11 protein-coding genes and 1 pseudogene are annotated in these 13,374 nt (G+C 63.3%); 6 read left to right on the top strand and 6 right to left on the bottom strand.

What is annotated here, in order from left to right; all coding sequences use genetic code 11:
• Positions 1 to 6: 6 nt before the first annotated feature.
• The 3 genes from FJ930_RS01950 to FJ930_RS01940 form a co-directional block, all read right to left on the bottom strand.
• Positions 7 to 921 (bottom strand): ABC transporter permease subunit, encoded by a 915-nt coding sequence (locus FJ930_RS01950; protein WP_141834175.1) that lies wholly within the window; start codon positions 919 to 921, stop codon positions 7 to 9.
• A gap of 7 nt (positions 922 to 928) precedes the next feature.
• A complete protein-coding gene (locus tag FJ930_RS01945) occupies positions 929 to 1,813 on the bottom strand; it encodes a sugar ABC transporter permease (protein ID WP_141834173.1) in 885 nt (294 codons plus the stop codon).
• 153 nt (positions 1,814 to 1,966) lie between these two features.
• Positions 1,967 to 3,319: an extracellular solute-binding protein gene (locus tag FJ930_RS01940; RefSeq protein WP_141834170.1), complete on the bottom strand. Its 1,353-nt coding sequence runs from the start codon at positions 3,317 to 3,319 to the stop codon at positions 1,967 to 1,969.
• Positions 3,320 to 3,587: 268 nt separating this feature from the next.
• Between FJ930_RS01940 and FJ930_RS01935 the strand changes: the two are divergent.
• Positions 3,588 to 3,862 (top strand): annotated as a pseudogene (locus tag FJ930_RS01935) (EAL domain-containing protein); the annotation flags it as partial.
• 8 nt (positions 3,863 to 3,870) lie between these two features.
• Here FJ930_RS01935 and FJ930_RS01930 read toward each other — a convergent pair.
• Positions 3,871 to 4,548 carry a TlpA disulfide reductase family protein gene (locus tag FJ930_RS01930; protein ID WP_141834167.1) on the bottom strand — a complete coding sequence of 226 codons (678 nt, stop codon included), beginning with the start codon at positions 4,546 to 4,548 and terminating at the stop codon, positions 3,871 to 3,873.
• Between the two features lie 36 nt (positions 4,549 to 4,584).
• Here FJ930_RS01930 and argH point away from each other — a divergent pair, with 36 nt between their 5' ends.
• The 5 genes from argH (at position 4,585) to FJ930_RS01905 (ending at position 11,437) form a co-directional block, all read left to right on the top strand.
• On the top strand, positions 4,585 to 5,985 hold the full coding sequence (argH, locus tag FJ930_RS01925; RefSeq protein WP_141834163.1) for an argininosuccinate lyase: 1,401 nt from the start codon (positions 4,585 to 4,587) through the stop codon (positions 5,983 to 5,985).
• Positions 5,986 to 6,101: 116 nt separating this feature from the next.
• Positions 6,102 to 6,308 (top strand): lipoprotein, encoded by a 207-nt coding sequence (locus FJ930_RS01920; protein WP_140613079.1) that lies wholly within the window; start codon positions 6,102 to 6,104, stop codon positions 6,306 to 6,308.
• Between the two features lie 69 nt (positions 6,309 to 6,377).
• Positions 6,378 to 7,646, top strand: a complete 1,269-nt coding sequence (gene lysA, locus FJ930_RS01915) for a diaminopimelate decarboxylase (RefSeq protein WP_141834160.1) — start codon at positions 6,378 to 6,380, stop codon at positions 7,644 to 7,646.
• Between the two features lie 47 nt (positions 7,647 to 7,693).
• Entirely contained in the window at positions 7,694 to 8,632 is a 939-nt protein-coding gene (locus FJ930_RS01910; RefSeq protein ID WP_141834157.1) for a threonine/serine dehydratase, read from the top strand.
• Positions 8,633 to 8,842: 210 nt separating this feature from the next.
• Positions 8,843 to 11,437 carry a TIGR02302 family protein gene (locus FJ930_RS01905; RefSeq protein ID WP_141834154.1) on the top strand — a complete coding sequence of 865 codons (2,595 nt, stop codon included), beginning with the start codon at positions 8,843 to 8,845 and terminating at the stop codon, positions 11,435 to 11,437.
• 232 nt (positions 11,438 to 11,669) lie between these two features.
• Here FJ930_RS01905 and FJ930_RS01895 read toward each other — a convergent pair whose 3' ends face one another.
• Together FJ930_RS01895 and FJ930_RS01890 are read right to left on the bottom strand one after the other, a co-directional pair.
• The gene (locus tag FJ930_RS01895) at positions 11,670 to 12,299 is read right to left on the bottom strand and encodes a glutathione S-transferase family protein (protein ID WP_141834150.1); all 630 of its coding nucleotides are present in this window, start codon (positions 12,297 to 12,299) and stop codon (positions 11,670 to 11,672) included.
• Between the two features lie 107 nt (positions 12,300 to 12,406).
• Positions 12,407 to 13,267 (bottom strand): LysR substrate-binding domain-containing protein, encoded by an 861-nt coding sequence (locus FJ930_RS01890; protein WP_140742794.1) that lies wholly within the window; start codon positions 13,265 to 13,267, stop codon positions 12,407 to 12,409.
• Positions 13,268 to 13,374 lie beyond the last annotated feature (107 nt).

Raw genomic sequence — 13,374 nt, 5'->3', positions numbered from 1 at the left:
CTCCTGTTATTTCTCGGTGGCAATCAGGCCGCGCACGAACCAGCGCTGCATCAGCACCACCACGATCAGCGGCGGCAGCATGACGATCAGCGTGCCCGCCATGGCGATGTGCCATTCCGGCGCGCCGCCGACATTGGGGATGAGCTGCTTCAACTCGGTAACCGCAGTCGCATGTGACTGGTCGGTGGTGATAAGCAGCGGCCATAGATACTGGTTCCAGGCCCATAGGAACATGATGGTACCCAACGCGGCCATGTTGTTGCGCGACAGCGGCAGCAGGATATCGATGAAGAAGCGCAATGCGCCGGCGCCGTCCATGCGCGCGGCCTCGGTCAGTTCATCGGGTACCGTCAGGAAGAACTGGCGGTAGAGGAACGTGCCGGTGGCCGTGGCGATCAATGGCATGATCAGGCCGGTGTAGGAATTGAGCAGTCCGAGACTGAATGAGACCTGTACGCCCGACACTTTTTCGATCAACCAGCTCAGGCCCGTCACATCGAGGATGGCCTGGTAGGGCGACAGCACATTAGCGACGACCGCGTAGGTCGGCACGATGCGGACTTCGAGCGGCAGCATCAGTGTGACGAAGATCAGCCAGAAGATGAACGTGCGCCCGGGGTAGCGGAAATAGACGATCGAAAAGGCGGTGAGCGCCGAGATGATCACTTTGCCCGCCGCCACGCCGGCAGCCATGATAAAACTGTTCAACAGCTTGGGACCGAGATCGGCTGTCGTCCAGGCCGTCCTGATGTTGATCCAGAAGTCGCTGCCAGGCAGCAGCGACATCGGCACGTCGTTGACGTCCTTGAGGTTGTGCGACGCGGCGATCGCCACGACCGCGAATGGGGCGACGCAGAAGACGAAGCCGACGAACAGGATCAGATGCGTGAAGAAATTGAGAAACGGAGTGCGCTCGACCATATCTATCTCACCTGTAGTGCACGCGCCGCTCGATGAAGCGGAACTGGAAGATGGTGAGCACGATGATGAGCAGCATCAGTATGATGCTCTGCGCGGCGGCGCCCGAATAATCGAGGCCTTTGAAGCCATCGGAATAGATCTTGTAGACCATCAGGTTGGTCGCGTTTGCGGGACCGCCGGCGGTCATGATGTCAACGATGCCGAAGGAATCCTGGAAGCTTTCGGTGATGTTGATGACCAGCAGGAAGAAGATCGTCGGCGTGATCAGCGGGAACTGGATGTCCCGGAAGCGCCTGATGACGCCGGATCCATCCATCGCCGCCGCCTCGATCAGCGAACGCGGGATGGCCTGGAAGGCGGCGAGGAAGAAGATGAAGTTGTAGCCGACATATTTCCAGGAGAAGGCGACGATGATCGAAGCCATGGCATCGGCGCCGTCAAGACCGGGGTCCCAGAAACCGGGCCAGACCTGGTTGACGACTGCCATGAAGCCGGCCTCCGGCGCCAGGATGAAGCGGAACGCCATCGCCAGCGCCGGCGCGGCGATGCCATAGGGCCAGATCAGCACCACGCGATAGAGGCGAGAGCCGGCGAGCTGGCGGTCGGTCAAGGCGGCGAGCACCAACGCAATGAACATCGCAAGGCCGGTGCTGATCCCCGCAAAGACAAGGCTGGCGGTGATCGAGTTCCAATAATCGGCGTTGGCCAGGATCGAGCGGAAATTGTCGAGCCCGACCCAGATATTGCCGCCGCCCCAGGGCTGTTGCAGCGTCAGCGACCAGTACACGGCCTGGCCTGCCGGCCAGTAGAAGAACGTGAAGATCAGAAGGAGCTGCGGCACCGCGAACAGGATGCCGATCGTCGATCTGCTGAAGGTAACGCGTTTTTCCATCGGTCCGTCGATGCCGCTTCACAGCTAGCTTGGAGCAAGGGTGAGATTAATATGCGAAACGGCCGCCCGTCGACCCAAGCATGATCCCGAAAGTGGAAACCGTTTTCGGAAGTGATCACGCTCGGAGCACGGGCGGCCTTTGGCATTCGGCTATCAGGGCAGGGTCTTGCCCGGATAGGTCTGCTGGAAGCGATCGAGGATGGCGTCGCCGTTCTTGACCAGCGTGTCGAGGCCCTCCTGGACGCTGACCTTGTTGGCGAAGATCGCCTGCATCTGCGTGCCGAACTCGGCGCGGATCTGGGTAAAGTTGCCCAGGCGCACGCCGCGGGTGATTTCGGTCGGCTCCGAGGCGGTCAGGCTGGCGATCGCGACTTCACGGCCCTTATAGGGCGCCTTGTCGTAGAAGCCGTCGGCCTTCATGTAGTCGAAGCCCGACTTGGTCACAGGGATGTAGCCGGTATTGGTCGACCAGAACAAAGCGGTCTTGGGGTCGTGGATGAAGTTGAGGAAGGCGGCCGCGCCCTTGTATTCGGCGTCCGACTTGCCGGAGAGCACCCACAGCGAAGCGCCGCCGACGAGCGAATTCTTGCGCGCGGTGCCGGCATAGACCGGCAGTTCGGCGACATCCCACTTCATGCCTTCCTTCTGGGTCCTGCCGACGGTGCCGTGGTCGCCGACGGAGGTCAGGATCATCTGGCAGGTGCCGGAGGCGAAAGCCTGGACCATGTCCTGGCCGAGGTCCTTCGACTTGATCTTGATCAGGCCGGCATCATACCACTTCTTGAGGTCGGTGACGTACTGGACGAATTTGGTCTTGTTGACCTCCAGGCGGGCATCGAGCCCGTCATAGCCATTGTTCTTGGTGGCGATCGGCTGATTGTGGATCGCGGAGAACTGCTCCATCAACTGCCAGCTTTCGTTGGCCGAGATGTTGATCGCCATCGGGCATTCGTAGCCGGCGTCCTTCATCGCCTTGAGGTCGGCGCCGACATCTTCCCATGTCTTCGGCGCTTCGGTCTTGCCGATCTTGGCGAAGGCGTCCTTGTTCCAGTACATCAGCGCGGTCGAGGAATTGAACGGGAAGGACAGCATTTCGCCTTTCGAGGTGGCATAGTAGCGTGCGATGCCGGGGAAATAGTCGGCATAATCGATCTTGTAGCCGTTTTCTTCCATCAGCTTGTCGGCGGGCTTGTAGGCGCCCGACAGCATCATGGTGGCGGTGCCGACGTCATAGACCTGGACGATGGTCGGCTGCTTGCCGGCACGGAAGGCGGCGATGGTGTTCTGCAGCGTGGCGTCGTAATTGCCCTGGCTGGTGCAGACGACTTCGTAGTCCTTCTGCGACTCGTTGAAGTTCTTGCACATCGTGTCGACGACGCGGGCGAGGTCGCCCGAAAGGCCGAACCAGAAATCGAATTTTACCGGTTCTGCAAAGGCAGGCATCGCCAGCGCGGTACCGAGCGCACCGACGGCAAGGGCAGCGAGGCCCCGCTTGATCATGGTCATGGTTTTTCCCTCTTGAATGACTGGTGACAAGGGTCTTGCGCAAGTCCTTGCCCGCTCTCTTAGAGAAGGTATGTGACAGTTCTGTTGTGGCTCCCAGGCCTTTGCACAGCTGTTCGTTCCTTCCCCTCGGCGGCTTGGCCGGCATGAAAGTGTCACACCGGCGGCTTAGGGAGCCAGGGTGATCGTCGTGGACGTAAAGCCCAAGACGGATCACCATGATTAGCCGGCTAAATGGATGATGAAATGCTGCTGGTGCAGCAGCTGACGCACGAACGGCCAGCTCGCGGCAATCGTGCGCGCTGTGCTGAGGCTGGGACGTGGGCTCGGCATGCCTGTGCTGGCGGGGGCGTCGAAACGCTTGGCGAGTTGAAGTTCCTGGACGCGGAGCCCTGCGAGATCGGCCAAGGTTACTATCTTGGCAAACCGGCGCCGATCGAGGCGTTCGACGACCTGACCGGCAACGGCAAGCATACTCCGGTGCGCGCCGCTGACCAGCAGGACGGCAACCTTGTATTGCTCAAGCCAAGCGTGCGCTCAGCCTAGCTTCTTGCTCACGATCCCAGAGCCGTCTCGATCAGCCGCTTGGCGTCAGGTCCCGACCATTCGGCCGGACCGTTCATGTGGGCGATCAGGCAGCCTTCGCCGTCGATCAGCATGGTGACCGGAAGGCCGAGCGCCAGGCCGCGCGCCTTGAGGTCGTTGAAAAGCGTCATGGTCGAGTCCCGATAGTAGCCGAGGGTCTGGACGCCGGTATCCTTGAGGAACTTCTTCGGCTTCACATCGTCGCCGGCATCGACATTGACGGCGACGACCTGAAACGCGTCGCTGCCTTTCTCCTTCTGCAGTGCATCGAGCGCCGGCATTTCAGCCCGGCAAGGCGCGCACCATGTGGCCCAGAGGTTGAGCAGCACCGTCTTTCCAGCATGGTCGGCAATCGTCATCGGCTTGCCGTCGGGGCCTTTGAAGGCGAGGCTCTTCATCGATTGCGGCGGATCCGCGGGCAAAAGTGCCGCGACCTCGCCCGTGGCCGCGGCCGCGATCTTCTTGGCGCGGTCGCTCTTGGCGGCGCAGGCGACGTCGTTGCCATTGCTGGCGGCCACCTGCGCTGGTGCGTTGTTGCCAGACCGGCTCTCGCTGACATATACCGCGACCGCGCCGGCCAGCACTCCCGCCACCAGGGCGGCGAGGATCAGGCGCGGGGCCGGGAAAAATCTGTTTCCGTCTGCCATTTTCTCAAAACTGCTCCGAAGCACGGGTTTATAGCGATGAGCGACAAGAAGACCAGCAACCAGATGTGGGGCGGACGATTTGCCTCGGGTCCGGCCGCGATCATGGAAGCGATCAACGCGTCGATCTCGTTCGACCGCAAGCTCTACGCGCAGGACATCAGAGGTTCGATCGCTCACAGCGAGATGCTGGCGCAAACGGGCATTATTTCGGCGGCCGATCAAGAAAAAATCGCTCACGGGCTGAACACGATTCTGAAAGAGATCGAGGCCGGCACCTTCGAGTTCTCGACCAAGCTGGAGGACATCCACATGAATGTCGAGGCTCGCCTCGCCGACCTGATCGGTCCGGCTGCCGGCCGGCTGCACACCGCGCGCTCGCGTAACGACCAGGTGGCGGTGGATCTGAGGCTCTGGGTCAAGGACGAGTGTTTTCGCGTCGCCGAAGCGCTGAAAGGATTGATCAGGGCATTGCTGGATCGGGCCGAGGAGCATGCGGCGACCGTGATGCCGGGCTTCACCCACATGCAGGCGGCGCAGCCGGTGACGTTCGGCCATCACTGCATGGCCTATGTCGAGATGTTTTCGCGCGATCTGTCGCGCGTACGCGACGCCATCGAACGGATGGATGAAAGCCCGCTGGGCGCCGCCGCCCTTGCCGGCACCAGCTTCCCGATCGACCGCCACCAGACCGCCAGGGCGCTTGGCTTCCGCGAACCGATGCGCAATTCGCTGGACAGCGTTTCCGACCGCGATTTCGCGCTGGAATTCTTGAGCCTGGCGGCGATCTGCGCCACGCATCTGTCGCGGCTGGCCGAAGAGATCATCATCTGGTCGACGCCGCAGTTCGGCTTCATCAGGCTGTCGGATGGTTTCTCCACCGGCTCCTCGATCATGCCGCAGAAGAAGAATCCCGACGCCGCCGAACTGGTGCGCGGCAAGACCGGACGCGTCAACGGCCATCTGGTCGGCCTGCTGACGGTGATGAAGGGCATGCCCTTGACCTATGGCAAGGACATGCAGGAAGACAAGGAATCGGTGTTCGACGCCGCCGAGACGCTCGACCTGATGCTGGCGGCCATGACCGGCATGGTCTCGGACATGACGGTCAACACAGCGGCGATGAAGAAGGCCGCCGGCTCCGGCCACGCGACCGCCACCGACCTTGCCGACTGGCTGGTGCGCACGCTCGGCCTGCCCTTCCGCGAGGCGCATCATGTAACCGGCCGCGCCGTGGCGCTGGCCGAGGAGAATAAGGTGGGCTTGGAGAGGCTGTCGCTGGAGGACCTGCAGTCGATCAACCCCGGAATTACTTCCGATATCTTCTCGGTGTTGGCGGTGCAGAACTCGGTCAAGAGCCGCACCAGTTTCGGCGGCACGGCGCCGTCGGAGGTGAGGAAGCAGATCCGCGCCTGGAAAAGGCGCATCGCCAAGGCGTGATGCCGGATATTGCGACGAGCAATATCCGGATGTTGCGATCAGCAATATCCGGGGTGCAATGCGCTGAGAACTCGGCTAAAAGCGGCGGCTGGCAAACGTTTCGGACGGATGGATCGATGACCGGAAGCAGGATTTTGGTGACGCTGACGCTTCTGGCGGCTCTTGCCTCCGTGACCGCCTGCGGCCGCAAGGCCGGCCTCGACACGCCCTACGAGGCGGCCGTTCAGGCGCGCAAGGATGCCGAGAGGGCCAAACAGCCCCTGCCGCCGGAGCCGGAAAAACCGGTCCGGGACAAGAAGTTCATTCTCGATCCGCTGATCTAGAGCCGATGGGATCGGGTCAGGTCTTCCAAACCCGATGTCGTCGTGCTCCAACTTTCCGGAACCATTCTCGTGAACCATTTCGACTACCGCGACGGCGTGCTCCATGCCGAGGACGTGGCAATCCCTGATATCGCCGCTCAGGTCGGCACGCCATTCTACTGCTATTCGACGGCCACCTTGACCAGGCACTACCGGGTATTCGCCCAGGCCTTTGCCGGGCTCGACGCGCTTGTCTGCTACGCCATGAAGGCCAACTCCAACCAGGCCGTGCTGCGGACCCTGGCCAAGCTCGGCGCCGGCGCGGACGTGGTCTCGGAAGGCGAATTGCGCCGGGCGCTGGCCGCGGGCATCCCGGCTGGCAAGATCCTGTTCTCGGGCGTCGGCAAGACCGCGCGCGAAATGGACTTCGCCCTCGAAGCCGGCATTCTTTGCTTCAATGTCGAGTCGGAACCCGAGCTCGAATTGCTGTCGGCCCGCGCCACGGCGCTCGGCAAGGTGGCGCCGATCTCGCTGCGCATCAATCCCGATGTCGACGCCAGAACCCACAAGAAGATCTCCACCGGCAAGGCCGAGAACAAGTTCGGCATTCCATGGCAGCGGGTGCGCCAGGTCTATGCCCGCGCCGCAACGCTTCCGGGCATCAAGGTCACCGGCATCGACACCCACATCGGCAGCCAGATCACCGAATTGCAGCCCTTCGACGACGCCTTCGCCCTGCTGGTCGACCTGGTCGGCGCTTTGCGCGCCGATGGCCATGCTATCGAGCATGTCGACCTCGGTGGCGGCCTCGGCATTCCCTATCGCGTCGACAACAGCCCGCCACCTTTGCCCGACGCCTATGCCGAGATCGTCAGGAAGCACGTCGCCAAGCTGGGCTTGAAGGTGATGTTCGAACCGGGCCGGCTGATCGTTGGCAATGCCGGCATCCTCGTCTCGGAAGTGATCTTCGTGAAGGAAGGCGACGCGAAGAACTTCCTCGTCGTCGACGCCGCCATGAACGACCTGATCCGGCCGACGCTCTACGATGCCTTCCACGACATCAGGCCGGTCGTGCAGCCGCCGGCCGACACGCCGCGCATGATGGTCGACGTGGTCGGCCAGGTCTGCGAGACCGGTGACTATCTCGGCCTCGACCGCGACCTGCCCAGGCTGAAGGCCGGCGATCTCGTTGCCGTGTCCACCGCCGGCGCTTACGGCGCCGTGCAGGCCGGCACCTACAACACCCGCCTGCTGGTGCCGGAGGTACTGGTCGACGGCGACCGTTTCCACGTCGTGCGCCCGCGCCTGACCTATGACGACCTGATCGGGCTGGATTCGGTGCCCGGCTGGCTGAAATAGCCCAAAGACCTGCCCTACCCAAGACCTGCCCGATAGGGGAGAGAACCATGTCAGACAACACCGTTACACGCGAACGCATTGCCGCGATGGAACCGCGCATCCGACCCCATGTGCGCCACACGCCGGTGCTGCGCGTCGACATGGCCGATTTCGATCGCCCGCCCCTGGCGATCGACCTCAAGCTGGAATGCCTGCAGCATTCCGGTTCGTTCAAGGCGCGCGGCGCCTTCACCAATCTTCTGGAGCGGCCGATTCCCGAGGCCGGCGTCGTCGCCGCTTCGGGCGGCAACCATGGCGCCGCCGTCGCCTACGCCGCCATGCGGCTCGGCCACAAGGCGACCATCTTCGTTCCCGAAGTGAGCCCACAGGCGAAGCTGGAGCGCATTCGCGGCTATGGCGCCGACCTGGTCGTCGGCGGCGCGCGCTATGCCGAGGCACTGGCCGCCAGCGAACGCTTCGCCGAGCAAACCGGCGCCTTGCAGATCCATGCCTTCAACCAGGAGGAAACGCTGATCGGCCAGGGCACGCTCGGGCTCGAGATCGAGGAGGACCTGCCTGAGATCGACACGCTGCTGGTCGCCGTCGGCGGGGGCGGCCTGATCGGCGGCATCGCCGCCTGGTATGCCGGCCGCATCCGCATCGTCGCCGTCGAGCCCGAGGGCGCGCCGACGCTTCATCGCGCCTTCGAGGCCGGGCATCCTGTCGACGCGCCGGCGGAAGGCATCGCCGCCGATTCCCTGGCGCCCAAGCGCGTCGGCGAAATGATGTTCCCGATCGCCGAAGCCTTCGTCGAGCGCTCCATCCTGGTCAGCGACGACGACATCATTGCCGCGCAGAAGGCGCTGTGGAACCGGGTGCGCATCATCTCCGAGCCGGGAGGTGCCGCGGCCTTCGCCGCGATCCTGTCCGGGCGCTACACGCCAGCATCGGGCGAACGGGTCGCCGTGCTCGTCTGCGGCGCCAACGCAAACCCGGCCAATTTCTGAGCGCAACCATTTCGGCCGGGTTCACTTTTTTCAAACCGCCTCGTCTTTGCCGTGTTTGCTGGTATTCTTCGACTCGTGAGGCTTGGGTTATCCTGCCCGGCCCACAGCATGATCCCGAAAAGTGGACTCCGGGTTTCGACAACAGATCATGCTCAACGAGATGGGGCTCCATCCCGGTTCGTTACGGGAGGGACGCTCTTGGAAGGGCCGATGACGGAACGACCCACCTTCAGCAGCAATCGCGGACTGGCCGGACGCCTGGCCTTGAGCCGGCTGGCGACGCGGGTCTCGATGGTGGTCGAGCGCGGTTGGCCGCTGCTGCTTCCGCTGGTCATCGTCGCCTGCCTGTTCCTCAGTGCTTCCTGGTTCGGCATTTTCTCCCGGCTGCCGGATGCAGTACGCATCGGCCTTGTCGCCGCATTCGGCTTGGCAGGGCTTGCGGCACTCTATCCACTGCGCTTCTTCCGCGTGCCCGGTGCCGCCGAGGTCGACCGCCGCATCGAGGCCGCCAACAACCTGCTGCACAGCCCCGTCCTGACGCAGTCCGACCGGCCAAGCGGCCGGGAAAGCAGCTTCTCGCAAGCGCTCTGGCGCGAGCATCAGAAGCGCATGGCCGCAAAGCTCGACAGCCTCGGCGCCGACGTGCCGCGCACGCGGGTGCCGGAGCGCGACCCCTGGGCGCTGCGCGCTGTAGCCGCACTTTTGCTCGTCACCGCCTTTGCCTTCTCCTTCGGGCCGACGGGTGGCCGAATAGGCGACGGGTTCAGCGCCCGTGGCATGCACGACGCCCTACCGCCGCGCATCGACGCCTGGGTGACGCCGCCGGCCTATACAGGCAAGCCGCCGATCTTCCTGACCGCCGATGCCAACCAGGCGACGCCGACGTTTCATGTCCCCGAGGGCAGCGACGTCTCCTTGCGCGTCACCGGTGGCTCGGGCGAGGAAACGCTTGCCTATGCCGACAAGGATGGCAGCGCGCGCAGCATCGATCCGGCCAGCCCTCAGGCCGCCTCGGCCAAGCCGGCCACAAGCCCGGCGGTGCCGTCAAAGGTGCGCCAGTTCACCGGCAAGCTGACGAGCGACGGCACGTTGACGCTGAAATCGGGCGGGGACGAACTCGGCCGCTGGGCCTTCGCCGTGATCCCTGACAAGCCGCCGCAGATCCGCTTCGTCGGCGAGCCCAAGCGCGCCGCCAATGGCGCTTTCGAACTCAACTACCAGATCGACGACGACTATGGCGCCGCCACCGCCAAGGCGGTCTTCGCGCTGGCCGATCCGCAAGCGCCGGGTGCGCATCCGCTCTATGGCCCACCCGATATGCCGCTGACGCTGCCGCGCCGCGGCGGCAAGTCGAATGCCGCCAGGACCACGAAGGACCTGACCGAGCATGTCTGGGCCGGCAGCAGCATCAGGCTGACGCTGGTCGCCACGGACGACGCCGGACACACCGCGTCCAGCGAGACCAAGACGCTGGTAATGCCCGAGCGGCCGTTCGCCAATCCGTTGGCGCGGGCGGTGATCGAACAGCGCCGCCTGCTGGCGCTCGACGCCAATGCCAAGCCGCACGTGCTCGACCTGATCGACGCCATCACGCTGCGGCCGGAAGACACATTCGACACCATGTCCCACTACCTCGCCATCATGAGCGCGCGTAGCCGGCTGAAGCTGGCGGAAAACGACGATCAGCTGCGCGGCGAGGTCGCCTATCTCTGGGAAATCGCGCTCGGTATCGAGGAGGGCAATCTCTCGGCCGCCGAAAAGCGGCTGCGCCAAGCGCAGCAGGCGCTGCAGGACGCCATCAAGAACGGTGCCAGCGACCAGGAAATCGAGAAGGCGATGAAGGAACTGCGTGAGGCGATGAACCAGTTCCTGCAGGAATTCGCCGAACGCGCCAAGCAGAACCCGAATGCGCCGCAAATGCAGCAGAACGGCCAGGAACTGCGCCAGAGCGACATCGATCGCATGATGGACCAGATCGAGAACCTGGCGAAGTCGGGCGACCGCGACAAGGCGCAGCAATTGCTGTCGCAGTTACAGGACATGATGAACAATCTCCAGGCCGGCCGTCAGCAGCAGGGCGGCGAGCAGGACAGCCAGATGCGCCAGCAGATGGACAAGCTCGGCGAGATCCTGCGGCGCCAGCAGGAGATGATGAACGATACTTTCCGCATGGACCAGATGCAGCGCGGCGAGCGCCCGCGCGGGCAGACCCCCGACGAGCAGCTTGGACAAGGCAGTGGCGAGAATCAGGACAGGCAGGGTCTCGGCCAAAACCAGGATCCGCGCTCCAGGCAAAAGCCGATGACGCCGCAGGAATTCGCCGAAGCGCTGAAGCAGTTGCAGGAAGGCCAGGGGCAGCTGAAAAGCGATCTCGAGCAGCTGAAGAAGGGCCTCGAAGGCATGGGCATGGAGCCCAACGAGGGATTTGGCGAGGCCGGTAAATCCATGGGCAGCGCCGAGCAGGCGCTCGGCGAAGGCCAGGGCGACGAGGCGGTCGGTCACCAGGGCCGGGCGCTTGAGGCGCTGCGCAAGGGCGCCAAGGACATGATGAAGCAGATGCAGGCCATGCAGGGCGACCAGGGCGGCAGCCAGGAAGGCGGCCGCCAGCAGAATGCCGACCGCGATCCGCTCGGCCGGCCACGCGCCAGCCAAGGCCCCGATTTCGGCGATTCGGTGAAAGTGCCCGACGAGATCGACGTCCAGCGTGCCCGTCAGATACTGGAAGCGATCCGCAAGCGGCTCGGCAATGCGCTGAGCCCCGATATCGAGCGCAGCTATCTCGAACGGCTATTGGAGCTGAAGTAGAGCAATACCAGAAAAAGTGTGAGACCGTTTTCCGTCCGGAATTGCGTCAACAGCAAAAGAGATGGAGCGGGTCGGCATTTCCGTGAACGCTGACCGCTATGGGAATCGTCGCCCTCCATCCGGCCCGGGCCGTCCTTCAAGAAACACCACGGAAAACCCGCGAGGTGGTCGCCGGTCCATTCGGCAACCGGCTGCATTTCCATCAAGACGGATCCTGAAGCGGAAGAAGCCGTCAGCGGCTGTCGAGCATTCCGGCCGACTGCGCCATCTCATATTCCCTTCGCGAATAGCGCTGGAATGCCGGACGGGCGGCAAGGCGATCCATATAGGCTCGGAAGACCCGACGCTCGGGCAGCACGCGCAGCACGTTTGTCGCAAAATGGACGCCACTGCCGATTTGCGTGTCTGCCGCCGTAAACTTGTCGCCGGCGATATACGGCCGCGACGAAAGCGTCTTCTCCAGATTGGCAACCATCTCGGAGAAGGACCCGTAGGAATAGCGGCTGCCCATGAATTCTTTGCCATGTGCCTTGGCGGCCACCACTGGATCCAAGACGGAATCCGAATAGACCAGCCAGGTCAGATAGGTGGCCCGTGCACGATCGCCGATGGCGGGCGCGAGGCCGGCTTCGGCGAAGGTATCGGCGAGATAGATGGTTATCGCGGCGCGTTCGGTGATGATGGTGCCATCGTGGTCGATGGCCGGCACCTTCTTGTTCGGCTGGATTGCCCGGTAGGATTCGGGAACGCCCTCTTTCGCTCGGATGTCGACGCGCGAGAATTCGAACGGCACACCGAGTTCCTCAAGCAGCCAATGGACGCCGGAGGCACGTGACCAGGGGTTGTGGTAGAAGATGATCATTCATCATTCTCCAATTGGCGATGGGCCTTTCTATCATGCGGCTCCTGACACCTTTCCGTCAGGACGGACAACAGAGGACGCGAAGCGGCGGCGGTCGGCCGAAGCATTCAGACACCTTGCCTGAACGCTTCCCGGATCGCCTCTTGCATGCCGTCGATCGCCTCGCCGGATGCGTTCGGGTTGCGATGCATCACCACATTCGAGGAATCGATGGCGCCGAACCCATCGACGGATGACAACTCACGGCAGCCGTCCGGAATGTTGCTGCGCGAAATCGGCGCGATCGCCAACCCCGAGGTGACGGCAAGCTTCAACCCGCCATTGGTGTCGCTCGTATAGGCGACACGATAGGCAAGGCCGCGCTGCTCCAGCGATTTGATGGCGAAGTCCTTGCACCAGCCTGCCCGGTTGTAGAGGGCGATCGGCACCGGACGTTCTTCATGCATGTGATGCAGGTTCGAGGTCACCCAGACGGTCGGATCGTGCATCAGCACCTCGCCGCCGGACGGATCCTGCCATTCGAACACCACGCACAGATCGAGTTCACCGGCGGCGAGCGCCGCGATCTGTGCCCCCGAATGCGCGTAGCGGACGGTAACCTCGACCTGGGCGTGGCGTTTCGAAAACGCGCCGAGCGCGCGTGACAAGATGGCGAGGCCATATTCCTCGGGAATGCCGATGCGCACCGGCCCGCCCAGCGGCGCCGCGGCGATCGACGCCGCCGTCTCGTCGAGCAGCGAGACGATGCGGCGGGCATTGACGATGAGTTCGCCGCCCCGCCGCGTCAGCACGACGCCACGTGAACCGCGCTCGAACAGGCTGTCGCCGACCAGTCCTTCAAGCTTTTTCATCTGCATCGACACGGCCGACTGGGTGCGGCCCGCCTGCTCCGCCGCCTTGGTGAAATTGCCGACCTCGGCAATGGCCACGAAGGTGCGCAGGAGATCGCTGTCGAGGGTCGGCCGCATGGAAATCCGCCATGAGAAAATTTGATTGCTGGTATCATTCCAATTCGTTTGCAACATGTCAAACGCCGAACGATAGTCGCCTCACCCATTGGATATGCGGCTGCCAA

Source organism: Mesorhizobium sp. B2-4-15 (genome assembly GCF_006658505.1).
Lineage (GTDB): Bacteria > Pseudomonadota > Alphaproteobacteria > Rhizobiales > Rhizobiaceae > Mesorhizobium.
Note: the sequence above shows the minus strand (reverse complement) of the source record. Positions and strands in the feature narration are given on the sequence as shown.